This is a genomic window from Streptomyces sp. NPDC046727, assembly GCF_040645635.1.
Classification (GTDB): Bacteria; Actinomycetota; Actinomycetes; order Streptomycetales; family Streptomycetaceae; genus Streptomyces.
The window spans coordinates 19,657-43,602 of sequence record NZ_JBEYYR010000048.1 but is presented as its reverse complement, the minus strand read 5'-3'; the positions used below and the strand labels follow the sequence as shown (position 1 = coordinate 43,602).

22 protein-coding genes are annotated in these 23,946 nt (G+C 71.9%); 8 read left to right on the top strand and 14 right to left on the bottom strand.

The features are described from left to right. Window positions 1–49 precede the first annotated feature (49 nt). Window positions 50–1,606 (top strand): GH32 C-terminal domain-containing protein, encoded by a 1,557-nt coding sequence (locus ABZ937_RS38175; RefSeq protein WP_361699217.1) that lies wholly within the window; start codon window positions 50–52, stop codon window positions 1,604–1,606. Between the two features lie 57 nt (window positions 1,607–1,663). Continuing rightward, window positions 1,664–2,659 carry a TauD/TfdA family dioxygenase gene (locus tag ABZ937_RS38170; protein ID WP_361699151.1) on the top strand — a complete coding sequence of 332 codons (996 nt, stop codon included), beginning with the start codon at window positions 1,664–1,666 and terminating at the stop codon, window positions 2,657–2,659. Between the two features lies 1 nt (window position 2,660). Here ABZ937_RS38170 and ABZ937_RS38165 read toward each other — a convergent pair whose 3' ends face one another. Together ABZ937_RS38165 and ABZ937_RS38160 are read right to left on the bottom strand one after the other, a co-directional pair. After that, on the bottom strand, window positions 2,661–3,698 hold the full coding sequence (locus tag ABZ937_RS38165) for an LLM class flavin-dependent oxidoreductase (RefSeq protein WP_361699149.1): 1,038 nt from the start codon (window positions 3,696–3,698) through the stop codon (window positions 2,661–2,663). Between the two features lie 67 nt (window positions 3,699–3,765). Next, complete coding sequence (locus ABZ937_RS38160) at window positions 3,766–5,283, bottom strand: metallophosphoesterase (protein WP_361699147.1); 1,518 nt, start codon at window positions 5,281–5,283, stop codon at window positions 3,766–3,768. 139 nt (window positions 5,284–5,422) lie between these two features. Between ABZ937_RS38160 and ABZ937_RS38155 the strand changes: the two genes are divergently transcribed. Together ABZ937_RS38155 and ABZ937_RS38150 are read left to right on the top strand one after the other, a co-directional pair. Beyond that, window positions 5,423–5,710, top strand: coding sequence for a DUF1905 domain-containing protein (locus ABZ937_RS38155; RefSeq protein WP_361699145.1), 288 nt, complete (start codon window positions 5,423–5,425; stop codon window positions 5,708–5,710). Window positions 5,711–5,796: 86 nt separating this feature from the next. Beyond that, window positions 5,797–6,267 (top strand): MarR family transcriptional regulator, encoded by a 471-nt coding sequence (locus ABZ937_RS38150; RefSeq protein WP_361699143.1) that lies wholly within the window; start codon window positions 5,797–5,799, stop codon window positions 6,265–6,267. A gap of 53 nt (window positions 6,268–6,320) precedes the next feature. Here ABZ937_RS38150 and ABZ937_RS38145 read toward each other — a convergent pair whose 3' ends face one another. Continuing rightward, on the bottom strand, window positions 6,321–7,136 hold the full coding sequence (locus ABZ937_RS38145) for an SAM-dependent methyltransferase (protein WP_361699141.1): 816 nt from the start codon (window positions 7,134–7,136) through the stop codon (window positions 6,321–6,323). Between the two features lie 289 nt (window positions 7,137–7,425). Here ABZ937_RS38145 and ABZ937_RS38140 point away from each other — a divergent pair, with 289 nt between their 5' ends. Continuing rightward, window positions 7,426–9,828, top strand: coding sequence for a M4 family metallopeptidase (locus tag ABZ937_RS38140; protein ID WP_361699139.1), 2,403 nt, complete (start codon window positions 7,426–7,428; stop codon window positions 9,826–9,828). Between the two features lie 58 nt (window positions 9,829–9,886). On the opposite strand, the gene ABZ937_RS38135 is transcribed toward ABZ937_RS38140, so the two are convergent. The 5 genes from ABZ937_RS38135 to ABZ937_RS38115 all read right to left on the bottom strand — a co-directional run bounded on the left by ABZ937_RS38135 (window position 9,887) and on the right by ABZ937_RS38115 (window position 15,618). Beyond that, window positions 9,887–11,059 (bottom strand): glycoside hydrolase family 64 protein, encoded by a 1,173-nt coding sequence (locus tag ABZ937_RS38135; protein WP_361699215.1) that lies wholly within the window; start codon window positions 11,057–11,059, stop codon window positions 9,887–9,889. A 176-nt stretch (window positions 11,060–11,235) separates the two neighbouring features. Further along, window positions 11,236–11,991 (bottom strand): dienelactone hydrolase family protein, encoded by a 756-nt coding sequence (locus ABZ937_RS38130; RefSeq protein WP_361699137.1) that lies wholly within the window; start codon window positions 11,989–11,991, stop codon window positions 11,236–11,238. Window positions 11,992–12,107: 116 nt separating this feature from the next. Further along, entirely contained in the window at window positions 12,108–12,728 is a 621-nt protein-coding gene (locus ABZ937_RS38125) for an L-threonylcarbamoyladenylate synthase (protein WP_361699135.1), read from the bottom strand. A 298-nt stretch (window positions 12,729–13,026) separates the two neighbouring features. Continuing rightward, window positions 13,027–14,256, bottom strand: a complete 1,230-nt coding sequence (locus ABZ937_RS38120; protein ID WP_361699133.1) for a cytochrome P450 — start codon at window positions 14,254–14,256, stop codon at window positions 13,027–13,029. A gap of 120 nt (window positions 14,257–14,376) precedes the next feature. Next, entirely contained in the window at window positions 14,377–15,618 is a 1,242-nt protein-coding gene (locus ABZ937_RS38115) for a serine hydrolase domain-containing protein (protein WP_361699131.1), read from the bottom strand. 315 nt (window positions 15,619–15,933) lie between these two features. On the opposite strand from ABZ937_RS38115, the gene ABZ937_RS38110 reads away from it, so the two are divergent. Further along, window positions 15,934–16,155, top strand: a complete 222-nt coding sequence (locus ABZ937_RS38110; RefSeq protein ID WP_361699129.1) for a hypothetical protein — start codon at window positions 15,934–15,936, stop codon at window positions 16,153–16,155. A 758-nt stretch (window positions 16,156–16,913) separates the two neighbouring features. Here the strand turns inward: ABZ937_RS38110 and ABZ937_RS38105 are convergent. Next, window positions 16,914–17,381 (bottom strand): hypothetical protein, encoded by a 468-nt coding sequence (locus ABZ937_RS38105; RefSeq protein WP_361699127.1) that lies wholly within the window; start codon window positions 17,379–17,381, stop codon window positions 16,914–16,916. Window positions 17,382–17,719: 338 nt separating this feature from the next. On the opposite strand from ABZ937_RS38105, the gene ABZ937_RS38100 reads away from it, so the two are divergent. Beyond that, window positions 17,720–19,069, top strand: a complete 1,350-nt coding sequence (locus tag ABZ937_RS38100) for a transaminase (RefSeq protein WP_361699125.1) — start codon at window positions 17,720–17,722, stop codon at window positions 19,067–19,069. Window positions 19,070–19,092: 23 nt separating this feature from the next. Then, a complete protein-coding gene (locus ABZ937_RS38095; RefSeq protein ID WP_361699213.1) occupies window positions 19,093–19,533 on the top strand; it encodes an Lrp/AsnC family transcriptional regulator in 441 nt (146 codons plus the stop codon). 56 nt (window positions 19,534–19,589) lie between these two features. Here ABZ937_RS38095 and ABZ937_RS38090 read toward each other — a convergent pair whose 3' ends face one another. From ABZ937_RS38090 to ABZ937_RS38070, 5 genes are all read right to left on the bottom strand, one after another. After that, complete coding sequence (locus tag ABZ937_RS38090) at window positions 19,590–20,702, bottom strand: PP2C family protein-serine/threonine phosphatase (RefSeq protein WP_361699123.1); 1,113 nt, start codon at window positions 20,700–20,702, stop codon at window positions 19,590–19,592. Window positions 20,703–20,832: 130 nt separating this feature from the next. After that, window positions 20,833–21,720, bottom strand: a complete 888-nt coding sequence (locus tag ABZ937_RS38085) for a Gfo/Idh/MocA family oxidoreductase (protein WP_361699121.1) — start codon at window positions 21,718–21,720, stop codon at window positions 20,833–20,835. A gap of 35 nt (window positions 21,721–21,755) precedes the next feature. Then, window positions 21,756–22,739 carry an ATP-grasp ribosomal peptide maturase gene (tgmB, locus tag ABZ937_RS38080; protein ID WP_361699119.1) on the bottom strand — a complete coding sequence of 328 codons (984 nt, stop codon included), beginning with the start codon at window positions 22,737–22,739 and terminating at the stop codon, window positions 21,756–21,758. A 17-nt stretch (window positions 22,740–22,756) separates the two neighbouring features. After that, window positions 22,757–22,948, bottom strand: a complete 192-nt coding sequence (gene tgmA, locus ABZ937_RS38075; RefSeq protein ID WP_020938095.1) for a putative ATP-grasp-modified RiPP — start codon at window positions 22,946–22,948, stop codon at window positions 22,757–22,759. A gap of 100 nt (window positions 22,949–23,048) precedes the next feature. Continuing rightward, on the bottom strand, window positions 23,049–23,885 hold the full coding sequence (locus ABZ937_RS38070; protein ID WP_361699211.1) for a fructosamine kinase family protein: 837 nt from the start codon (window positions 23,883–23,885) through the stop codon (window positions 23,049–23,051). Window positions 23,886–23,946 lie beyond the last annotated feature (61 nt).

Sequence of the window (23,946 nt, the reverse complement as noted above, 5' to 3'; positions counted from 1 at the left end):
GGTCTAGAGTCCTGGAGCCATGACCCGTCACGAAGGGGGCCGGTACGTGATGCGTGGCCTGAGCCGAAGAGCCCTGTTCGCCTCCACCGCCGCCGGAGCCGGCACGGCACTGCTGCCCACGGCGACCGCCCGGGCCAAGCCGAAGCCCAAGCCCAAGCCGACGGCCGGCTGCGCGAGTTACCGCGCCGACTACCACTTCACCGTGCCCGACCAGTGGAAGAACGACCCACAGCGCCCGGTCTGGATCGACGGCGAGTACCACTGCTACTACCTCTACAACGCCGGCTACCTGGACGGTGCGGAGGGCACCGCCTGGCGGCTGGCCACCAGCACCGACCTCGTCTCCTTCACCGACCGCGGAATCGCCGTACCCAAAGACACGACCGTCAACGGAGACGTGTGGTCGGGTTCGGCGGTGGTCGACACGGGCAACACGGCCGGCTTCGGCGCGGGCGCGGTCGTCGCCCTCGTCACCATGTCACCCGGTGGCGGTACCGATCATCAGGAGCAGTTTCTGTACTACTCGACCGATGGCGGTCGTTCGTTCAGGAACCACGGCACCGATCCGGTCCTCGCCAACCCGGGCGTCATCGACTTCCGCGACCCCAAGGTGATCCGCGACGACGACCACGACCGCTGGGTGATGGCCCTCGCGGAACGCACCAAGGTCGGCTTCTACCACTCGGCCGATCTCAAGTCCTGGACGTACACGGGTGGTTTCGTCAAGGACGGCATCGGTGTGCTCGAATGCCCCGACCTGTTCCGCATCACCGCCGACGACGGCAGCGCGAAGTGGGTGCTGGGCGTGAGTGCGGACGGCACCCGGTCGGGGCAGCCCAACACGTACGCGTACTGGACGGGTTCGTTCGACGGCGGCGGGTTCACCGCCGACTCCGCCGAACCGCAGTGGCTCGACCACGGCTGGGACTGGTACGCGGCGGTCACCTTCGAGAAGCGGGACCCGGCCGGCACCCTCGACCCCGCCGCGCGCTACGCCCTCGGCTGGCTGAACAACTGGGCCTACGCGCACACCACCCCCACCATCGACTGCGACGGCTTCAACGGAACCGACTCGATCGTCCGCGAAGTCACCCTGAAGAAGGCCGCCTCCGGCGGCTACTACCTCGCCTCCCGCCCGGTCGCCGCGCTGGACGCCTACGTCACCCGTACGGTGAACCTGGGCGACCTGACCGTCGACGGCACCCGCCCGCTCGACCACACCGGCGTCTCCTACGAGCTGACGACGGAGATCACCTGGTCCCAACTCCTGGGTGCGGGCGTCCAGTTGCGCCGCTCGCCCGACGGCGTGCGCCACATCGACGCCGGAGTGTACGGCGACTACGCCTTCCTGAACCGGCGTGGCACCGTCCAGCCCGACGCCGGCGGCACCCGGCAGGAGAGCCACACTCCGTTCGACGCGTCGGCGGGCCGGGTGCGGCTGCGCATCCTGGTGGACCGTACGTCCGTCGAGATGTTCGTGGACGACGGCCGGTACGTGCACTCCGCCGAGGTGTTCCCCTATCTGGTCGACAACCGGCTGGCCCTCTTCACCATCGGCGGCACGGCGGTGTTCCGGAACACGGTGATCCGGGAGTTCGCCGTCTGAGGCCCCGGAGTGTCACGATCTGTCCGGCAACCGATACGGACGAGCACCGGAGGGCGCATGACGACGGACAGGGCGACCGTGGACGGATCGGAGCACCCCGCGGGCGCGGCGGAGAACGTGTCCGGCGTGGAGGTGAAGCCGGTCGCCGGGCACATCGGCGCCGAGATCACCGGCGTCGACCTCGCCGGGCCGCTGGACGACAAGGTGATCGCACTCATCAGGGACGCGGTCCTGCGCTGGAAGGTGGTGTTCTTCCGCGGACAGCGGCTGGACCACGCCGGTCATATCGCTTTCGCGCGCCGCTTCGGCGAGCCGGTCCTCCTCCCGCGCCGCGGACCGCACTCACCGCCCGACTTCCCTGAGATCGAGACCACCGCCGACCGGCTGGAACTGGCCGGACGGTACGGCATGGAGCGCGACGAGTGGCTGCACCGGCGCCGGCACACCCTGCTGCGCGGCTGGCACTGCGACTACGGCACCCGGATCGACCCGCCCGCCGCGACCGTCCTGCGCGCCGACACCGTTCCGCCCTACGGCGGCGACACCACCTGGGCCAACCTGGCCGCCGCCTACGCCGGACTGTCCGCGCCGGTCCGCGCCTTCGTGGACGGGCTGCGCGCCGAGCACCGGCTCGGCGTCGGCTACCAGCCCCGGCCCGGCGGCGACCCGTACGCCCGCCGCCTGCTGGACGAACAGGTCGCCTCGGTGCACCCGCTCGTCCGGGTGCACCCGGAGACCGGGGAGCGGGTGCTGTTCGTCAACGGCTACTACGTGGAGCAGATCGTGGACCTCTCCCGGCCGGAGAGCGCGGCACTGCTGGAGATGCTGGTGGAGCAGGCGGTGCGCCAGGAGTACACGGTCCGCTTCCGCTGGGAACCCGGCAGCGTCGCCTTCTGGGACAACCGGTCCACCATCCACCTCGCCCCCAGCGACCACACACACGTGGGCGCTCCCCGGATCATGCACCGGGTGATGCTGCAGGGCGATGTGCCGGTCGGGGTGGACGGGCGGCCGTCCGAACCCATCATCGGCACGGAGGCGGGCCGGTGGTGACTCAGCCGCCGGGCCGCCATCCCAGTGCCGGTCCCAGCTTCTCCGCCATGTCCGTCAGGATCTGCACATAGTCCTCGTGCTCGAAGGTGAACGGCAGCGCGAACGCCACCTCGTCGACCTCGCGGAACGCGGCGTGCGCGTGCAGCCGTTCGGCCAGCTCCGCCGAGGTGCCGACCAGGTCCGGCGCGAACAGCAGCCGCGCCGGACCCTGCGGGGAGGCGGTCCGGGGCAGCCGATCGGCCGCGTACCGCGCGTACCGGGCGCGCTGCTCGGGGCTCGCGGAGTCGGTGGGGATCACCACCAGGCCCTGGGAGACGCGGGCCGCGTCGCCGTCGGGGTGGTGCGCCCGGAACTCCCGGATGTGGGACAGCTGGATCTCGGCGAAGTCCAGCGGGCCGCCCGTCCCCTCGGCGGCCTCCGCCTTGACGACGCTGCTGGTCAGGAAGTTCATGCCGTGCTCCCCGGCCCAGCGGGCGGAGCCGAGGCTGCCGCCGCCGTACCACAGCCGCCGCCCGAGCCCGGGGGAGTGAGGCTGGACCACGCTGGAGAAGACCTCGATCCCCTCCACCCCGCTGAAGTCGGTGGCGGGCTTGCCGCGCACCAGGTCCAGCAGCCGTCGTACGCGCTCGTAGCCGAAGTCCTCCGTGTCGGCGGTGTCCGGATAGAGGGCGTCCTTGACCTGCTCGTAGTGCATCGGCGGGCCCGCGCTGACGCCAGGGTTCAGCCGGCCGCCGGACAGCACGTCGAGAGTCGCCAGGTCCTCGGCGAGCCGCAGCGGGTTCTCCCAGCCGAGGGGTGTCACCGCGGTGCCCAGCGCGATCCGGCGGGTCCGCTGCGAGGCGGCGGCCAGGACGGCGACCGGGGACGAGATGCCGTACTGCAGATGACGGTGGCGGACCCAGGCGCTGTCGAAGCCGAGCCGCTCGCCCAGCTCGATGATCTCCAGCGTCGACTCGTGGCCCCGGCCCGGGTCCGCCGCGTCGAACAGGCCGATGGTGAGGAAACCCAGCTTCCGCAGGGGGCGAGGGGTGGACGGCACGGGCTCCTCCAGCGGTCGTACGTCTGCTCCGCCCCGATTCTGGCAGGCGAGTGTGACAACCGTGTGATCAGTTCGCGCCGGCGCCGGGCAGCGGGATGACGACCTCGTCCTCGACCGGCGGATCGAGTTCCTGCGCGCGGTTGCCGGTCGCGGCGAAACAGCGCAGCCGGACCGCGTCCGGACCGACGTCCAGCCGCAGGAAGCACTTGAAGAACGGCGGGCTGTAGGTGGTGGAGGACGGCGAGAAAAGCTGGGTGTAGAGCTTCCGCACGGGCAGCCGGAACCGGGCGGGCCGGTCGGGGCGGCGGCCGGTCCCGAGGAGGCCCGCGACCAGGCGGGTACGGCGGGTGACCCGGGCGTCTGCGCCCGGGGCGCGGCCCGGCTCGATGCCGAGCCGTTCGGCGATCACGGCCGTCGCCTCCGCCTCGGTCAGGCGGAAGAAGCGGCGCAGCCGGAGCCGGCGGCCGTACAGGCGGCTGTAGAAGGCGAGCGAGTCGCCGCGCAGCGGATAGCAGCGGAACTCGCGCTCGGTGACCCCGCCGACCGACACCCGCGGGATGGTGTGCGTGGCGTGCATGAAGGCCCCGCCGCCGCCCGCGACGACGTACTGGATCGTCCGGCCGTCGACGGTCACCGGATACCGCTGGTAGTTGTGGATGTCGCCGCCGATCGCGGCCACGTAGTGGTGCTCCGGGGCCCGGACGATGTCGTCCACGGTGCCGCCGCCCTCGATGGGGCACGGGTGGTGCTCGCCGTCGACGTACAGCGGCGACCCGGTGACGAGGATCTTCGGCTGCGGCCCCTGGGACACCTCCCGCAGCCAGGCGCCCTGTTCGGCGTCGATCGTGCCCAGCAGCCCGGTGTCGATGCCGATGATCCGCACCGGCCCCGCGTCGATCGCCCAGTACGGGCCCGGCTGTACGGCCTGCTGCGCCGGTGCCGACCGCAACGCCCGTGCCTCGGCGAGCCGTTGCTCGTCGGCCGGGCGTGGCCGGTGCCACAGCAGGGAGCGGCACCAGGCGCGGGTGAGCGGGCGGGGCCGGGGTTCCGGGTCGAGCTGCGGGGTGTCGGCGCAGAAGACGCGCATGAAGGCGCCGAGGTCCTCGTACCAGTCGTGGTTGCCCGGTATCGCGTAGATCGGCGCGGGATAGTCCTGGTACGGCCGGAAGAACTTGCTGCCGTAGTCGTCGGCGCTGCCCACGGGGTAGATGACATCGCTGGCGAGCACCGCGAAGTCCGAGCCCTGACCCGCCTTCAGGAAGCCCGGCACGACGGCGTACTGGGAGTCGTCCCCCTCCCCGGTGTCCCCGATGACCATGAAGGAGAACCGTTCCGGTACGTCCCGCCGGATCACCTTGTCGGCGGGCGCTCCCGCCGCCGCCCTCCGGGCCACCCAGCGGCTGCGGGTACGGCCGGTCGGATCGCCGAACCAGGACGCCAGCACGCCGTTGCGGGCGGCCCACAGGGTCCGGGGGTTCAGCCACGACAGCTTCTCGACGTGGTCCGGCATCAGCCGCTTGTAGCTGCCGGGTTCGGCCGCGCCCCAGCCGGCGCCCTGTGCGGTATCGCGTGAGGAGTCAGACACGCGGTGAACGGTAACAACGCGCCGGTCAGGGCCGGGACGCCGGGGGTCCCGGCCCAACTTCCCCGACCGATCGGTGCGTTCCGGCCCGCTGAGCTGACCGCGACCCTTCCAACCCTCCTCCCCCGACGGAGCGCAGCCCGTGGAACTCTCCTTCGCCGGCCGGGTCGTCGAGTGGCGGGGGCCGTCGCCGTACTACTTCGTCGCCGTGCCGGACCAGGAGTCGGCGGACATCCGCGAGGTGGCCGCCCTGGCGACCTACGGCTGGGGCGCGATCCCCGTCGCGGCCAGGATCGGCGGGACCGACTTCACCACGTCGCTGTTCCCGAAGGACGGCACGTACCTGTTGCCCCTGAAGACCGCCGTGCGCGGGCCGCAGGGGCTCGCCGTGGGCGACGAGGTGGCCGTGGAACTGACCGTGCGCCTGTGACCGGTGCCGCCGGGCCGGCCTTGATCTCAACCTGGGTCGAGGTTCTACGGTGCCTGTGTCAGCGATCTTCCGCAGGAGGCACCGTCATGACCACGCAGCAGCCCCTCTCCGACACCGAACTCGCCGCCCAGCCCGCCGCGTACTGGACCGGCCTGGCCTACGAAGCCGTCATCGCCTTCACCCGGGCCCGGCAGGCCGAACTGGGCTTCACCCAGCCCGGGTACTGGCTGCTGCGCAACCTGTCGAAGAACGACCTCTCGGCCGACGGCCGGGGCATGACGGTCGCCGAACTCCAGCAGGCCATGAGCAGTTACCTCAGGCCGGAGGACGACCTGGCGGCCGAGGCGGAGGACCTGCTGCGGCGCGGCTGGCTCACCCGTGACGGCGACGGGCGGCTGTGGATCACCCCGGCCGGGGACGAGGCCAGAGCCGGCCTCAAGAGGCACGCGCCCGCCATCCGCGACCGCATCCACCAGGGCATCGACGACGCCGACTACATCACGACCGTGAAGGTGCTCCAGCAGATGATCCGGAACACCGGCGGGACCGTACGCTAGCTGCTCGACGATGCCGAGCGTGCCCCGGCCGTCCTGGTCTCCGGAGCGGACGGTCACGGCTTCCGGGCGAGGCCCCCGTGCTCGGCGATGACCTCCGGGGTGGGCGAACCGGGCTCCGGGCGCCACTGGGTGACCGAGACGACGCCGGGCTCGATCAGCTCCAAGCCGTCGAAGAACGCGGTGATCGCGTCGACGGTACGCAGGTTGTACGGGACGGCGCCGCTGTTGTTGTAGGCCTCCTGCGCCGCCTCGAAGACCGGATCGATGCCGTACGAGCCGTCGTTGATGGACAGGTGGCTGCCCGACGGCAGGGCGCCCATCAGCCGGTCCACGAGGGAGCGGGCCTGGTCGTAGTCCGGGACGTGGCCCAGGATGTTGCTGAGGATGAGGCCGACGGGCCGGGTGAGGTCCAGCGTCTTCGCGGCGATCGCGAGGATGCGGTCCGGGTCCGTCACATCGGCGTCGATGTAGGCCGTCGCGCCCTCGGGGGAGGAGTAGAGCAGCGCCCGCGCGTGGGCCAGGACCATCGGGTCGTTGTCGACGTAGACGATCCGTGCGTCGGGGGCGAGCCGCTGGGCCACCTCGTGGGTGTTCTCGGCGGTCGGCAGGCCGGTGCCGATGTCCAGGAACTGCCGGATGCCCGCCTCGGACACGAGATACGCGATGTTGCGGCGCAGGAAGGCACGGCTGCTGCGGGCGATGGTGACGATGCCGGGGAAGACGGCGGTGTACGCGTCGCCGGCCGCCTCGTCGACCGGGTAGTTGTCCTTGCCACCGAGCCAGTAGTTCCAGATGCGCGCCGAGTGCGGCACCGACGAGTCGATCTTCTGCTGCGTCGCCGGCTCGGGCGTCGTCGCCGGATCGGTCATGAGTCGTGTCCTTCTTTCAGCCAAGGCATGGATCAGCCAAGGCACAACCTACGTCCGAACACCCGGCCCCCACCTCCCGGTTCGCGTTTCCGACGATAGGGAAAACCCTCGATTGACCCGCTGTGAGGTGACATGACTCGGTCAATCCTGTCATCCTCCCTCAGCACGCTGATCCGCCCCACCGATGCACGGATCACGGTCCCCGCACAGCTCAGCTCACCCGGGCGACAGACCCGTCTGCCCGTCTGTCACCGGCCGCCGACCGGCGGTCGCAGCAGGAGGAGTACGAGTGAGACCCCACAGACCCCTTCCCCACAAGCGAGCCACGATCGGAGCCGCGCTGGTCTCCACCGCGGCCTTCCTCGCCGTCGGCCTCCAGGCGGTTCCGGCGACCGCCACCCCGGCCGCTCCCCACCCCGGCCCGCTGCGCGCCGGCGGCCTGGCGGCGAAGCTCAGCCCGGCCCAGCACCAGGCGCTGATCAAGAGCGCCCAGCAGAAGACCGCCACGACGGCCCGTGGTCTCGGCCTCGGCGCGCGGGAGAAGCTGGTCGTCCGGGACGTCGTCAAGGACAACGACGGCACGCTCCACACGCGGTACGAGCGCACGTACGCAGGCCTGCCCGTCCTCGGCGGCGACCTCGTCGTGCACACCCCGCCCGCTTCGCTGGCCAAGGGGACCGTGAGCACCACCTTCAACAACAAGCGCACCATCAAGGTGCGTTCCACCACCGCGACCTTCACCAAGGCCGCCGCCCAGGCCAAGGCCCTGAAGGCCGCGAAGGCCTTGGACGCCGAGAAGCCCACCGCCGACAGCGCCCGCAAGGTGATCTGGGCCGGCAACGGCACCCCGAAGCTGGCCTGGGAGACGGTGATCGGCGGCTTCCAGGACGACGGCACCCCCAGCCAGCTCCACGTCATCACCGACGCCACCACGGGCAAGGAGCTGTACCGGTACCAGGCCGTCAGGACCGGCACCGGCAACACCCAGTACAGCGGCAGCGTCACCCTGAACACCACGCTGTCGGGCTCGACGTACCAGCTGTACGACACCACGCGCGGCGGTCACAAGACCTACAACCTCAACCGGGGCACCTCCGGCACCGGCACCCTGTTCACCGACTCCGACGACGTCTGGGGCGACGGGACCGGCTCCAACACCCAGACCGCAGGCGCCGACGCCGCCTACGGCGCCCAGGAGACCTGGGACTTCTACAAGAACACGTTCGGCCGCAGTGGCATCAAGAACGACGGCGTCGCCGCCTACAGCCGCGTCCACTACAGCAGCGGCTACGTCAACGCGTTCTGGGACGACAGCTGCTTCTGCATGACCTACGGCGACGGCTCGGGCAACACCCACGCCCTGACCTCGCTCGACGTGGCCGGCCACGAGATGAGCCACGGCGTCACCTCCAACACCGCGGGCCTGGAGTACAGCGGCGAGTCGGGCGGCCTGAACGAGGCCACCTCCGACATCTTCGGCACCGGCGTGGAGTTCTACGCGAACAACTCCAACGACGTCGGTGACTACCTCATCGGCGAGAAGATCGACATCAACGGCGACGGCTCGCCGCTGCGGTACATGGACAAGCCGAGCAAGGACGGCGGCTCCGCCGACAGCTGGTACTCGGGCGTCGGCAACCTGGACGTCCACTACTCCTCGGGCCCCGCGAACCACATGTTCTACCTGCTGTCCGAGGGCAGCGGCACCAAGGTCATCAACGGGGTGACCTACAACAGCCCGACCTCCGACGGCGTCGCCGTCACCGGCATCGGCCGCGACGCCGCCCTGAAGATCTGGTACAAGGCGCTGACGACGTACATGACGTCCAGCACCAACTACGCCGGTGCCCGCACCGCCGCCCTCAACGCCGCCGCCGCGCTGTACGGCACCAACTCCGCGCAGTACGCGGGAGTCGGCAACGCCTTCGCCGGCATCAACGTGGGCAGCCACATCAACCCGCCGAGCAGCGGGGTGACGGTCACCAACCCGGGCAGCCAGTCCGCCACCGTCGGCACCGCCGTGAGCCTGCAGATCCAGGCCAGCAGCACCAACAGCGGCGCGCTCTCGTACAGCGCCTCCGGTCTGCCCGCCGGCCTGTCGATCAACAGCTCGACCGGTCTGATCTCGGGTACGCCCACCACGGCGGGCACGTCCAACACCACCGTCACGGTGACCGACTCCACCGGCGCGACCGGCACGGCCACGTTCAGCTGGACGGTGAGCACGACCGGCGGCGGCTGCAGCTCCACCCAGCTGCTGAGCAACCCCGGCTTCGAGTCCGGCAGCACCGGCTGGACCGCCACCAGCGGCGTCATCACCACCGACAGCGGTGAGGCGTCCCACGGCGGCTCCTACAAGGCCTGGCTGGACGGGTACGGCTCCTCGCACACCGACACGCTGTCCCAGTCGGTGACGATCCCCGCGGGCTGCAAGGCGACCCTGACCTTCTACCTGCACATCGACACCGCCGAGACCACCACCAGCACTCAGTACGACAAGCTGACGGTGACCGCCGGTTCGAAGACCCTCGCGACCTACTCGAACCTCAACGCGGCCTCCGGCTACAGCCAGAAGTCCTTCGACCTGTCCTCGCTGGCGGGCTCGACGGTCACGCTGAAGTTCAACGGCGTGGAGGACTCCTCGCTGCAGACCAGCTTCGTCGTGGACGACACCGCCCTGACGACCGGCTGATCCGGCACTGACCACAGCGGTCCCGCACCCGGGTGTCCGGGTGCGGGACCGTGCCGTGTCAGCTCAGCGGATCCAGCGTCAGATACGCCTGCTGCGGGCCGCCGTCGTGCACCAGCGACTCCTGGTTGCCGACGTCGTCGAAGGCGAAGGCGTACGCCTTGCCGTCGGCCATCTGCGCGTGGACGGCGCGCGCGTAGTGGTTGGTCACCGCGTCCCGGTAGAAGTTCGCCGTCGTGGTGTCCGGCTGGTTGGGGTTGACCAGCAGCGTCGACCGGTTGAAACCGGCGCACAGCGTACGCGAGATGGGGCCGCGCACCTGGTCGTTGGGCGCGTCCAGCAGTTTGTGGCAGCCGAAGATGCTGGCCGCGTCCGGCTTCTGGAAGCTGGTGACGACCGCCCCGGAGGAGTTGGTGAAGTTCATGACGTTCCCGGAGACACGGCCGTAGTACTTGGTGTTCGGCTGGTCGGCGAACGGTGTGACGGTCAGCGTCGCCGTCGTGTACTTCTGCCAGACCCGGTTGACGTAGTCGTCCATCGCGTTCCCCGGCAGGGCCCCGGTCTCCACGCCGTACAGCGGGGACAGTGCGCGCAGCACGGTGCCGTCGGACCGGGTCTGGACCAGGCCGGCCCAGCCGCCCGGCTGTGCGCGCAGCGCGCTGAAGAACCCGTTCCAGCCGCCGGACTTCAGGTGCCCGGTGTTGCTCACGCTGCCGTCGGACCGCTGCACCCCGACCGCGTACGGCGCCGAGAACATGTCCACCTGGGTGCTGTTGAGCCACAGCCCGGAGTCGTTGAGCGTGTACTCCGACCAGTTGAAGAGGATGTTCCGGTTGGGGTCGGAGGGGTTCTGCACGGCCGGCTGCACCAGCCCGCCGGTGGTCAGCCGGAAGTCGAGCTTCTGGCCGTACGAGAAGTAGATCCGGCCGGAGAACTTCGGGATGCGGATGGTCTTGGACTGTCCGGCGGCGGGGCCCGGTATCGCCGCGTCCGGCGCGGGAGTCGGCGGATTCCCGCCCGCCGGCCAGGCGTGGAACGTGCCGTTCGCGTCGGCCCAGCCCTGCCGTCCCGAGGACAGCTGGGTGCCGAGGTCGTAGAGATAGACCGGTTCGGACCGGCCCGAGTTGTTGGTGATCTTCAGTGGGATGGTGTCCGGCACGGCGGCACCGGCGCTTTCCGGTGCACCGAGCGCGAGCAGCCCGCCGAGCAGGGCCGCCGCGGTCGCCAGGGGCAGCGCGCGGCGCGTGGGCCTGTGAGGCACTCTCCACCTCCGTGTGGGGTCGGGGTCGTACGGACTTGGTCCGTACCTGTCTGAGAGCGCTCTCAGATTCGTGCTCGGACGGGTGCATGTCAATGACATGGACGGGATCGGTCCCGGCGTCCACCGCAGGGCGGGCGCCGGGACCTGCGTCAGAAGGTGCGCTTGAGCAGGCCGAGCAGGGCCTGCCAGTGCCGCTCGTCGGCGTCGCGGTCGTAGGCGGAGGTGTCCGCCTGGGTGTAGCCGTGGGGGGCGCCGGCGTAGACCTCGCAGGTGTGCCGCACCCCGGCGGCGGTCAGGGCCTCCTCGAAGCGCGCCATCTGCTCCGGGGGCAGCGACGGGTCCTCGTCGGCGTGCCCGAAGTACAGCTCCGCGGTGATGTGCGGAGCCTCCAGGTGCGGACTGCCGGGGTTGTCGGTGGCGAGGCTTCCGCCGTGGAAGCCGGCCGCCGCGGCGACCCGGTCCGGGTGGGCGCCCGCGGTCCACAGCGCGAGCCGGGCGCCCATGCAGTAGCCGGTCAGCGCGACCGGGCCGTCGGTCGCCAGCGGGCTGTCGGCCAGCCACCGCAGATAGGCGCCCGCGTCCCGCTTGACCAGGTCCGGGGTCAGCGCGGCCAGCATCGGGCCGAGCCGCTCCCAGATGGTCGGGTCGGCGGCCGGGTCGATGAACTCGGGCAGGTCCACGACCGGCGTCCGGCCGAGACGGTAGAACACGTTCGGCACCAGCACGGTGTAGCCGGCCCCGGCGAGCCGGTCGGCCATCGAGCGCAGCTGCGGGCGCAGGCCGTAGGCGTCCTGGTAGAGGAGCACAGCCGGGCGGGGCTGCCCGTCGGCCGGATGGACGAGGTAGGCGTCGGCGACGCCGTCCTCGGTGGGGATGTCGACGGTGGTCGCCCGGACATCGGACATGGCGAGAAGGCCCTCCCTCGGCGATGGGCGGCGGGCGGCGGATGCCCGCCCGGCGCCGCGGCTACGGCCATGCTGTCATGCGCCGTGCGCGCCCTCGCGCCCGGTGGTCCGTGTGATCACTCGAAGCGACTGGTGTCCCCGGCGCCCCTCCGGACGATCTCCGCCTCGCCGCCGGAGAAGTCGACCACCGTCGTCGGCTCGGTGCCGCACTCGCCCGAGTCGACCACGGCGTCCACCGAGTGGTCGAGCCGGTCCTTGATCTCCCAGCCCTGGGTCAGCGGCTCCTCCTCGTCCGGCAGCAGCAGCGTGCTGGACAGCAGCGGCTCGCCCAGCTCCGCCAGCAGCGCCTGGGTGACCACGTGGTCGGGGATGCGCACGCCCACGGTCTTCTTCTTCGGGTGCTGCAGCATGCGCGGCACCTCGCGGGTGGCGGGCAGGATGAAGGTGTAGCTGCCGGGCGTCGACGCCTTCACGGCCCGGAATACGTCGTTGTCCACCCGTACGAACTGGCCGAGCTGCGCGAAGTCGCGGCACATCAGGGTGAAGTGGTGCCGGTCGTCCAGCCGGCGGATGGCACGGATCCGGTCGATGCCGTCCCGGCTGCCCAGCCGGCAGCCCAGCGCGTAACAGGAGTCGGTCGGGTATGCGATGAGCGCCCCCGAGCGGACCGCGTCGGCGATCTGGCCGATGCTGCGCGGCTGCGGGTTGTCGGGGTGCACGTCGAAGTACTTCGCCATCTGCCGAGCTTATGCCGTCCCCGGACGCGGGGCGCGCAGGCGGGGTCGGGCGGCGCGACACCTGTGCGGCGGGTCCGGATCCGGCGCTCCCCGGCGTCGGCACCACCCTGCGGACGGAGCCGACCGGCACGGGCGTGCCCCGGGTATCCGCTCTGATCGTCCGGAATTCGCCTGAGTACTCGCCGGGATTCAGGGCATCGGACTTCTGAGCCGTCCGGGACCGTCCCCCCGCCCCGGACGCGGCGTCTCCGCCGGCGGCCTCTCCCCCCAGGCCGTCGGCGGAGCCTTGTCCGGCAGCTCAGGTCCCCAGCCGGACCGGGATCTCCTGCCAGCCGTGGGCGATGAACGACGGCAGGTGGCGCAGCTCGTCGGCCGGCACGGTCAGCCGCATCGCGGGGAAGCGGGAGAACAGCGCGGGGAGCGCGGTCAGCGCCTCCAGCCGGGCCAGCGGCGCTCCGACGCAGCGGTGCACGCCGACGCCGAACGCCAGGTGGTCCTCGGCCGCCCGCGCCGCGTCGAACACGGCCGCGTCCGGACCGTAGTGCGCCGGGTCCAAGCCCGCGGCGGCGTACGTCGTGATGATCGCGTCCCCGGCCGGTATCGTCACACCCCCGACCGTCAGCTCCTCCACCGCGAACCGCAGCGGCAGCGCGGCGATGGACGGATGCACCCGCAGCGTCTCGTCGACCACCGCGCCCCACGCGACCTCTCCCGCGCGCACCGCCGTCAGCTGCGCCGGGTCCGTCAGCAGCGCGACCACGGCGTTGCCGATCAGATTGACGGTGGTCTCGAACCCGGCACCGACGACCAGCAGCAGCGTGTGCAGCAACTCCTCGTCCGACAGTCGGTCGCCGCCGTCGTGGACCCGGATCAGCTCCGTGGTGATGTCGTCGCCCGGACGGCCGCGCCGGTACTCGATCAGCGCGCCCAGCACCGAGCCGACCCGCTCGTGCACCGACGCCGCGAACTCGGGGCTCTGGTCGGAGGTGTCCATGAAGTCGGTGATGAGCCGCGCGGCGTCGGGCCACAACTCCTCGGGGACGCCCAGGAGTTCGCAGATCATCCGCATCGGCAGCGGATGCGCGAGCCCGGTCCGCAGGTCGACCGTACGGCCCTCGGCCCCCTCGGCCTCCAGTGCGTCCAGCAGCTCGGCCGTCAGGGAGGCCACCCTGGGCCGCATCGCCTCCGTCCGCCGGTGGGTGAAGCTCGGCGCCACCAGCCTGCGCAGCCGGGTGTGGTCGGCGCCGTAGGTGGAGAGCATGTTGACCACGCCCACCCAGTTCGCCATCCAGCCCCAGGACGGGTGCGTGGCCAGCTCCGGCCACAGCCGCCAGTGCCGGCGCGCGTCCTTGCTGACGCGGGGATCGAGGATCAGGTCCTTGAGGGCGTCGTAGCCGGTGGGTGCCCAGGCGGGGATGGAGCCGGGCAGCTCGACGGGTACGACGGGGCCGAGGGCGCGCAGCCGGGCGCTCTCCGCCACGATGTCGGAGCCGAAGGGATCGAGGGGGATACGGTCGGTGACGGTCACGACTGTCTCCAGACTGGTCGGCCTTTCCTGAGGCGGTACCAGCCCCCAGTACACCGCGTCACCGGCCGTGTGCACACCGGCGCGGGTCCGAATGGCCCTGAAACTGGCTGAATTGACCCCCTACCTGGCCGTCGGTGCGGCGGGCAGGTCGAACACGTGCCGCGGGGAGATGATCTTCGTGATGGCCTCGCCGAACACCGTGCTGGGCTCGTCCTCGCCGTAGTTGATGTCGGTGTTGAGCAGCACCACGACGGTCGTCCGCGTCTCGGGGAGATAGATGGTGAGGGACTCGTAGCCGGGCAGGGAGCCGTTGTGGCCGATCCACCCGTGCACGTCGAAAATGCCCAGCCCGTATCCGGTGCCCGGGATCGGTGTCGCCGGGGTGGTCAGGCGCTGCTTCTGCAGGGCGGGGCTGATCAGCCGCTTGCCGTCGGGCAGTTCACCGGTCGCGACCGTGGGCCCCCAGATGTGCAGGTCGTCCAGTGTGGAGATCATCGCTCCGGCCGCCCAGCCCCAGGACGGGTTCCAGCCGGCAGTCTCGGCGACCTTGCCGTTCGCCGTCTGGTCGGTGTAGCCCTGCGCGTGCGGGGTGGGGAACCCGGCGCCCTCCGGGAACACCGTGTGATGCATGCTGGCGGGGTCGAGGATGTGCTCCCTGATGTAGTCCCCGAGCTGCTGACCGCTCTCCTTCTGCACGACCAGGCCGAGCAGGATCAGGTTGGTGTTGCAGTAGGAGAACTTCTCGCCGGGCGGGAACAGCACCGGGTGCCTGAAGGCGTAGTCGAGCAACTGCTGCGGGGTGAAGGGGCGCTGGGGATCGGCCGTGAGCGCCTTGAAGAAGCCGTCGTCCTCGGAGTAGTTGAACAGCCCGCTGCGCATGCCGGCCAGCTGACGCAGCGTGATCCTGTCGCCGTTCGGTACGCCGTCGACGTACCTGCCGATCGTGTCGTCCAGCCTGACCTTTCCCTGGTCCACCAGTTGCAGCAGCGCGGTCACGGTGAACGTCTTCGTCTCGCTGCCGATCCGCATGTACAGGTCCGACGCCATCTTCCGGCCGCTCGCCTTGTCGGCGACCCCGAACGAGCGGACATAGCTCTGCTGTCCCGGCGTCCAGATGCCGACGCTCACGCCCGGCACGTTCGCCTCGCGCATCACCCGCCGCACGGCCGCGTCGAGTTGGCGCGTCACGTCGGGGGAGGGGGTGCGGACGTCCGGTCCCGAGGCCGACGGGCCGGGCGTGTCGGCGGCGAACGCGAGCGGTACGGCGGCCGGCGCCGCGCCCGCCGTGAGCGGCGCGAGCAGCGTCCCCGTCAGTACGACGACCATGGCCCCCCGGCGCAGGCGTACGGACGTAGGCGGCATGGGCTGACTCCAAGCACACGAGAGACGACCGCGTGAGGGCGGACGCCGGAGCCCGGACCTTCCCAGCATAGGAGCGCCGGTGCCGCGGCGCGCGGGGTGGAGGCGTGTGGGGCGTGTGGGCGGGCGCCGTGTGGGAGGCCGGCCCGACGGGTGTGCGGGCGGACCGGATGCGGATGCCTGACGGGCAGCCGGTGCCCGGGGCGGCAGGATGTTTGTCCGACGGGCGGAAGGCCTCGTTCGGGCGATGTGCTCACCCGACCCGGTGAGTGGCCGACGCGGGGCGTACCGGCGGCGGGCCCCAGGCGTTGCCCCGGCATGAACCGCTTGGACTGGATGGACCGGATGGAGCGCCTGGACCGGATGCGCCGGATGCGGCGGCTGTACCGGGTGGTGGACCGTGCCCGGGAACCGATCTACGCCCTGCTGGTCGCGGAGTGGCAGGCACAGGGGCGGACGGTTCCGGCCGAGCCCGACGCCCCGAGGACCGCCCTTTCCGGTCTGGGCCGACGCGCACGACCCGATCCCGAGCGCTTCTGACCGGCTCAGGTGCGCCCACCTCTGGTCGACACCGAGCGTCCAGGACCGGCGCCCCGCGCGCCTCCGGTCCGAGCGTGGGGGAGTCTTGGGGCCGCGTCCCTCCGGTCCGTGCCCCGAGCGTTTTCGCTCCGCGTCCGAGTGTCTCTGATGGGTGCCCCGCGCGCGTCGGGTCCGTCCCGCGTGCGTCTTCGGTCTGCGTCTCGTGCGCCTCCGGTTGGCGCCCGAGCGTCTCTGGTTCGCGTCCCGAGCGTTTCTGGTGGGCGCTCCGTGCGTCACTGGTCCGAGCCCGCGCGCCTTCGGTCCGTGCCCTAGCGTCTTCGGTCCGCGTCCGAGTGGCTCTGATGGGTGCCTCGCGCGGGTCGGGTCCGTCCCGCGTGCGTCTTCGGCCTGCGTCTCGTGCGCCTCCGGTTGGCGCCCGAGCGTCTCCGGTGGGCGCTCCGTGCGTCTTCGCACCGCCCCCGTGCGTCTCCGGTCCGCGCCCCTCACGCCTCCGCTCCGCGTCTCGCCCGGCTCCGCGCCGCGTCTCGCGCGCCTATGGTCCGCACCCCGTGCGTCTGCGCTCCGCGCCCGAGCGTCTCCGACCGGCGCCCCGCGCGCCTCCGGTCCGAGCCCCGAACGTGTCCGGTTCGCGTCTCGCGTGCCTCCGTTCCGCCCCCCGGGCCTTCAGGCCGTGCCCCGAGCCTCTCCCATCCGTGCCCCCGAGCCTCTCCGGCCCGGTGGCCCGAGCGTCTCCGTTCCGCCCCCGCGAGCCTTCAGTGCTACTGCCCGCACGTCGGCGCCAGTACCGCCAGCGTTCCGTTGGCCTGGCGCAGTGCCTCCTCCAGGGTGCCGGGGGCGTGGAGCGTGCACGTGCCGTCGGGTGGGACGAGCCACTCCAGGGAGCGGGCCGGCCGGTACGGTGGCGGTACGGCGACCCAGGACCCCTTGGTCGCGTACCGCAGACCGGCGCCCACCCAGCCCCCGGACGGGTCCGGCGGCAGGAAGAAGCCGACCCGTCCCGCCGCCGTGTCCACCAGCGTCGGCCCCGGCACCGGAAGCCCCGGCCGCCACAGCAGGTCCAGCGTGAGCATTCCGAGCCGGTCGGGGACGCTCAGCAGGTCCCAGAACCGGCCGGCCTCCAGCAGTGCGATGCCCTCGCCGTGGTCCCACTCCCTTTTGCAGGCGCGCGGGTCGGCCGACGCCGCGGCCAGCCATTCCACGCCCCGCATCCACATCATGTTCGTCATGCACTGCTCCGGTGTCCTCGTTCGCCTGCCTGGGTGCAGGGAACGGCTGCGACCGGGCGCTTCGTGCGTCCGCACCCCAACCCGGCATATGCATGGTTGTAGATATTTCTACCTGGCGGAAGGGGTGGCGCGGCCTGGCGTTTGAGGCGGGACGTTCGAACTCCGCGTGTCGGTTCGTCAGTTGGGGAAACGGCGTGCGTCACCCGTCCGTGGATCTTCCATGATGGCTCGCTTGATTCCGGTGTCGCGACGATCGAATCGAGTGTGGGGCGTTGAAAGGATGAGATTTTCGGTCGTAGTCTCATGGCATTCCGTCGTCGACTCCACCGAGGTGTTCCATGGACCGCACGCGTCTGCACGCCCTCCTGGCCCGCGAGCGTGCCGAGGCCGAACGGCGGAACCCGCGCTCCCGGGCGGCCTACGCGCGCGCCGACCACCTCTTCGGGAGGGTGCCGATGACCTGGATGAACAAGACCTCCGGTGCCTTTCCGCGGTACCTGTCCGGGGCCCGGGGCGCCCGGGTCACCGATGTCGACGGGCACGAGTACGTCGACTTCTGTCTCGGCGACACCGGCGCGATGGCCGGCCACTCGCCCGCGCCCGTCACCGAGGCCGTACAGCGGAGGTACGCCGAACTGGGCGGGGCCACCGCCATGCTGCCCACCGAGGACGCCGAGTGGGTCGGCGCCGAGCTGACCCGGCGGTTCGGCCTGGCCCGCTGGAGCTTCTCGCTCACCGCGACCGACGCCAACCGCTGGGCGATCCGGCTCGCCCGGGCCGTCACCGGCCGGCCGAAGATCCTGGTCAACAGCTACTGCTACCACGGCAGCGTGGACGAGTCGCTGATCGTCACCACCCCGGACGGCACCGGCACCGCCCGCCCCGGCAACGTCGGCGCGCCCTGCGACGTGACGCTGACCAGCAGGGTCGCCGAGTTCAACGACCTCGCCGGGCTGGAGCGCGAACTGGCCCACGGCGATGTCGCCGCCGTCCTCATGGAGCCCGCCCTCACCAACATCGGCATCGTGCTGCCCGAACCCGGCTACCTCGCCGGCGTCCGCGAACTGACCCGGCGGTACGGCACACTGCTGATCAACGACGAGACCCACACCTTCTCCGCCGGACCCGGCGGCTGCACGGCGGCCTGGGACCTGGCACCCGACCTGCTCACCATCGGCAAGGCCATCGGCGGCGGCATCCCGGCCGGTGCCTACGGGCTCTCCGCCGAACTCGCCGAGCGGCTGCTGGCCCGTACCGACCTGGACCTCGTCGACATGGGCGGCGTCGGCGGCACCCTCGCCGGCAACGCGCTGTCGGTCGCGGCCACCCGGGCCACCCTCGAACACGTGCTGACGGACGAGGCGTTCGCCCGGATGGGCAAGCTCGCCGAGCGCTTCGAGGCGGGCGTCCGGGCCGGTGTCGAGGCACACCGGCTGCCATGGTCGGTGAGCCGGCTCGGCGCCCGCACCGAGTACCGCTTCGCCTCCCCGGCCCCGCGCACCGGCACCGAGTCCGCGGCGGCCTCCGACCCGGAGCTGGAGGACTTCCTGCACCTCTACCTCGCCAACCGCGGCATCCTCCTGACCCCGTTCCACAACATGGCGCTGATGTGCCCGGACACCACCGAGCCGGACGTCGACACCCACACCGAGGTCTTCGCCGCCGCGCTCGCCGAACTGGCAGGCTGAGGGGGCGGGGGCACGTGAAGGACATGGACGACATCGACCGGGCCATCCTGCGCGCACTGCAGACCGACGGCCGTATCGCCTACGCCGACCTCGGACCCAGGGTCGGCCTGTCCGCCTCGGCGGCCCGGCAGCGCCTGCAACGCCTGCTGGACTCCAAGGTCGTCCAGGTGGTGGGCGTCACCGACCCGATGGCCATGGGCGGACAGGCCATGGCCCTGCTCGGCATCGGCGTGGACGGCGACCCGCGGACCGTCGCCGACAGCCTCGCCGAGCGCCCCGAGGTCGTCTACTCGGTGCTCACCTCGGGCGGCTTCGACCTGTTCGCCGAGGTCGTCGCCCCCGGCCCGAAGGCGCTGCTCGACTTCGTCAACGACGTGGTGCGCCCCATCGAGGGCGTCCGCGAGATCCGCTCCTTCCCGTACTTCGGCATCCACACCCACCGCTTCCTGTGGGACGTGGGCTGACCGGAACGGGCAGGACAGCGACGCCCGGCGCCCGGAGCGCGGCTGGACAGGGCCGCTCAGCCGTCCGGCGGCTCCTGCGGCTCCGGCGCCAGGACCAGCATGGTGACGTCGTCGCGGACCTCGTAGTGCCGTCGGACCAGATCCGCCCACACCGCGGCGGGCAGCTCGGCGGACGGGGTGCCGGTCAGGGCGGCCAGCCGCTCCGGCAGCGGATAGAAGGCGTCGGCGGCGTCCCGTGCCTCCCACACGCCGTCGGAGGCCAGGAACAGCCGGTCGCCGGGACCGAGCACCACGGTGATCTCCTTCGGCGGTTCGGTGCCGACGAGCCCGATGCCCAGCGGCGGACCGGGCGCGACGTTGACCTCCCGGGCCTCTCCTTCGCACAGCAGGACCGGCGGCGGATGACCACAGGCCACCACCCGCACCGCGGCCGTGCCGGCAGCGAACTCCAGCAGCAGGGCCGTCGCGAACAGCTCGGCGTGCCGTACGTCCGCCGAGTCCACCGCCAGCCGGCGGTCCAGCCGGGCCGCCACCGACTCCAGGTCCGGCTGGTCCAGGGCGGCCTCCCGGAACGCCCCCAGGAGCGAAACGACCGTGGCGACCGCCGACAGTCCGTGCCCCTGCACATCACCCATGACCGCGCGCACGCCGTACGGCCCGGCCCGCACGTCGAAGAAGTCCCCGCCCACCAGGGTCCCGTCCTGCGCGGCCCGGTAGAAGGTCGCGCAGCGGACCCGCCGGACCCGGTCCGGCAGCGGCGGAAGCACGGCCCGCTGCACCGCCTCGCCGATCGCCCGCTCCGTGTTCAGCTGGGCGTCCCGGTGACTGCGCACATAGGACACGAACACGCTCAGCGCAGCCACGAACACGATGGTGAGCAGATCGGTGTTGCCGGGGCTGTTCAGATGCGTGGCCGGCACGTTCAGCACCACGATCACGCCCACGCCGAGGAGCCCGGTCATCAGCGGGCCGTACGACAGGACCGCCAGCGGTGGGATGGCGCCCAGCAGGAAACCCAGATCGCGCGCATGGGGCGTGGCCATCGTGGCCGAGCCGACGGCCACGAGGAGCAGCACGGGCAGCACCCGTACCCACCACGGCGGCGGCGCGCCCCGCAGCCAGCCGCGATCCTCCCGGTCCCCGCGCGACGAGCCGCGCACCGATCGCACACCCTCAAGCTACGCCGCCACGGGCGCACCGCGCCCGTGGCGAGAGCAGTGCTCACCCTTTCCATGCCATGCCCGACCCGGGTGCGACATCGCCGACGGCATCAGGAGGCGGGCGCCGGGCCACGGCCGGCTAGTCCATGCTGTTCGCCAGCCGCGCCTCCGCCGTCGCCAGGATCTCGGTGACCCGAAGGCCGAACGCGGCGTCGCAGGCGTGCGGGCGGCCCGTGCGGGCGGACCGCACCAGCGCGTCGGCGGCCCGGGAGAGTGCCGGGACCGCTCCTTCGGAACTGCCCGGCAGGACCGTCACGCCCGCCTCGCCGCGGAGTTCCACATCGGCCCCGGCCGCCGCCGGCGGGGCCGTCAGGCTCAGCGTGAGCGTGCTGGACGCGCCGGTGGCGTGGTCGAGCACCAGATGGACGGTGTCCGCCGGACCGTGCGCCGCCGCCACGACCTGCCGTACGTCGCCGAGGACCGGCAGCAGGACCGACAGGGCGTGCGGGCCGACGTCCCACAGCGCGCCCTTCTCCCGCCGCCACGGCGAGGCGGCGAACGGGCTGTCGCTCGTGAACACCGCGCCCAGCCACTGCGCCCGCGCCGTGAACCAGCCCGTCACGCCGGCCTGCTCCTCGATCCAGGCCTCCGGCTCCTTCTGGAAGCGCGCGGTGAAGAACACCACGGACGCCACCCCGGCCCGCTCCACCGCCTCCGCGACGGCCCGCCCCTCGGCGACCGACACCGCCAGCGGCTTGTCCAGCAGCAGATGGCGGCCCGCCCGGGCCGCCCGCACCGCCAGCTCGGCCTGCACGGACGGCGGCAGGGCCACCGCCACCGCGTCCACGTCGGCCAGCAGCGCGTCCACGTCGGCGTACGCGGTGACGCCGTACCGCTCCGCCAGCTCCGTGGCCGCCTCCGGCCGGCGCCCCCACACCCCGGCGAACTCCAGGCCGGTGTGCCCGGCGAGGGCGGGAGCGTACGCCGCCCGCGCCCAGGGGCCCGTCCCCAGCAGTCCGATGCGCATGTCGCGTTCCCTTCTCCGAGCCGTTCCCCGCACCCTCAAGAGGCTGCGCTCCGGTCGCCCTCCGCACACCGGCGGCCCGAATCCCCTTGCCCCGCGAGCCACTTGGCGATGGTGGCGGCGATCGGCTGGCCGGTGTCCATCTCGATGAACCCGAACTGGCCGGACTGGTTGCACTCCAGGAACCACCAGATCCCGTCGGCGTCCTCCGCGAAGTCGAAGGCGCCGTACGCCAGTTCCGCGCCCGCCAGGTAGCGCAGCACGCCCTCGGCGACGCGTGGCGGCACGTCCGCCGGCAGCCAGGGAGAGATCGACGGGGCGAAGCGGACGTCCACGTCGTCCGGGTGGGCGTCGGGGTCGGCGGGCTTGCGGGCGGCCAGCAGTGTGCCGCCGACGGCGGTGAGCCGGATGTCGGCCCGCTTGGGGACCCGCCGTTGCAGCAGGGTCGGGCCGAAGGCCACCGCGGTGAAGTCGGTGTCCGGAGCCACCCGGCTGGTCGGCACCGCGCGGGGCGGCTCCTGCGGGTGCGCGCCGGAGACGGGCTTGACCACCAGGTCCGGGAAGCGTTCCGCGAACTCCCGCGCCGCCTGCGGGAACGTCGTGATGAGGGTGGCCGGCACCGCGAGTCCGCTGCGCTGGGCCAGATGCAGCTGCCAGGGTTTGTGGCGGGCGCGGCGGGCGGCGTCCGGATGGTTCATCCAGCGGGCGTCGCTGCAGCGCAGCATGCCGTACAGCGCCTGCGACGACTCCTCCGTCAGCCAGGCGGACGGCTGGGCGGCGCGGGCGGCCGGGTCTCCCGGTCTGCGCACCCAGATGGAGCGCAGGCCGTTCATGCTCACCAGGCGCCCGCCGACGGACAGATGTCCCCGGCCGGCGCCCTGCACGTACTCGCCCGACAGCGCCACCCCGTTCGTGAGATCGGCGGGGTCGAGCCGGACGACGGGCACGCCGGCCTCGCCCAGCCGGAGGACCACCATGTCCGCCGTCACGTCTTCTTCACTGGTCAGGATGAGCACGGTCATTGTTCGAAACCCGCGGTTCAGTCGTCGAAGTGCGTCTTGGAACCGGCGGTCGAGGTCGTTGTCCCCAGTGCTCTCAGCGTCGCGTGGTCGGTGGCGGCGATCCGCCCGTCCGGGAGGACGTTCAACTGCAGTCCGGAGTCGTACGCGTACGGAGTGGTGACGTCCAACTGCACTGCGGGGCGCGCGTAGTTGAGCGTGAACGGTTGCATGGTCTCTCCCTGATTCGGCTTTCACGTCCTTATACGAATCGAACGGGTGATTGGTTTCCTTACGCTGCGTAATCGCAGCTCGGAGGCGGTGTTGTGGATATCACTCCGCCAGCGTGGAACGCGCCGCCGCCAGCGCCTGTTCGGCGTATCCGCGCCCGAACAGCACCGCGTGCACCAGAAGCGGGAACAGCTGGTGCAGCCCGACCCGGTCCCGCCAGCCGTCGGCCAGGGGCGCCGCCTCCCGGTAGCCGGCGAGCACCCGGTCCAGGTGAGGGCAGCCGAACAGCTGGAGCATCGCCAGGTCGGTCTCCCGGTGTCCGCCGTGCGCGGCCGGGTCGATGAGCCGGACCTCGCCGTCGGCGCCCCACAGCACATTTCCGTTCCACAGGTCGCCGTGCAGCCGGGCCGGCGGCTCGGCCGGGCCCGCCAGCTCCGGCAGTCGGGCGCAGACCCGCTCGAACACGGCCGCCTCGCCCGGACGCAGGGTGCCGCTGTCGACCGCGCCGCGCACATACGGCAGCACGCGGTGCTCGGCGTACCAGCGGGGCCAGTCGGCGCCCGGCGCGTTGCGCATCGGCGCGCGGCCGATGTAGGCGTCCTCGGGCCCGTCGGGCGGCGGCGCCCCGAAATGCGGTGCGCCGGCCGCGTGCAGCGCGGCCAGGGAATGGCCGAAAAGCAGCGCCGCTTCCGGGTCGGGGGACCCGGTCGGCACCCGCTCGGTCACCATCCAGTGCTCGTCGTGCCCGAGCACCGCCGGCACCCGGACCGCGCCGACGGCGCCCAGCCAGCGCAGCCCCGCCACCTCGGCGCGTACCGCCCGCGGACCGTCGCCGCGCTTGACCATCACCGGTGTCCCGCCGTCCAGCAGCACTTCGGCGGGCGAGCCCGACGACGGCCGGGCCCCGGTGACCGGGCGCCCGGTGAGCCGGGCCGCCACCTGTCCTGGATCCTCGTCTCGGTTGACCACGGGCCCAGGGTACGGCCCGCAACTGTGGCCC

Excerpts from the sequence above, each read along its gene's own strand:
- ABZ937_RS38175 (WP_361699217.1), top strand. The coding sequence starts at position 50 with ATGCGTGGCCTGAGCCGAAGAGCCCTGTTCGCCTCCACCGCCGCCGGA.
- ABZ937_RS38170 (WP_361699151.1), top strand. The coding sequence starts at position 1,664 with ATGACGACGGACAGGGCGACCGTGGACGGATCGGAGCACCCCGCGGGC.
- ABZ937_RS38150 (WP_361699143.1), top strand. The coding sequence starts at position 5,797 with ATGACCACGCAGCAGCCCCTCTCCGACACCGAACTCGCCGCCCAGCCC.
- ABZ937_RS38145 (WP_361699141.1), bottom strand. The coding sequence starts at position 7,136 with ATGACCGATCCGGCGACGACGCCCGAGCCGGCGACGCAGCAGAAGATC.
- ABZ937_RS38130 (WP_361699137.1), bottom strand. The coding sequence starts at position 11,991 with ATGTCCGATGTCCGGGCGACCACCGTCGACATCCCCACCGAGGACGGC.
- ABZ937_RS38125 (WP_361699135.1), bottom strand. The coding sequence starts at position 12,728 with ATGGCGAAGTACTTCGACGTGCACCCCGACAACCCGCAGCCGCGCAGC.
- ABZ937_RS38115 (WP_361699131.1), bottom strand. The coding sequence starts at position 15,618 with ATGCCGCCTACGTCCGTACGCCTGCGCCGGGGGGCCATGGTCGTCGTA.
- ABZ937_RS38110 (WP_361699129.1), top strand. The coding sequence starts at position 15,934 with ATGAACCGCTTGGACTGGATGGACCGGATGGAGCGCCTGGACCGGATG.
- ABZ937_RS38105 (WP_361699127.1), bottom strand. The coding sequence starts at position 17,381 with ATGACGAACATGATGTGGATGCGGGGCGTGGAATGGCTGGCCGCGGCG.
- ABZ937_RS38100 (WP_361699125.1), top strand. The coding sequence starts at position 17,720 with ATGGACCGCACGCGTCTGCACGCCCTCCTGGCCCGCGAGCGTGCCGAG.
- ABZ937_RS38095 (WP_361699213.1), top strand. The coding sequence starts at position 19,093 with ATGGACGACATCGACCGGGCCATCCTGCGCGCACTGCAGACCGACGGC.
- ABZ937_RS38085 (WP_361699121.1), bottom strand. The coding sequence starts at position 21,720 with ATGCGCATCGGACTGCTGGGGACGGGCCCCTGGGCGCGGGCGGCGTAC.
- tgmB (WP_361699119.1), bottom strand. The coding sequence starts at position 22,739 with ATGACCGTGCTCATCCTGACCAGTGAAGAAGACGTGACGGCGGACATG.
- tgmA (WP_020938095.1), bottom strand. The coding sequence starts at position 22,948 with ATGCAACCGTTCACGCTCAACTACGCGCGCCCCGCAGTGCAGTTGGAC.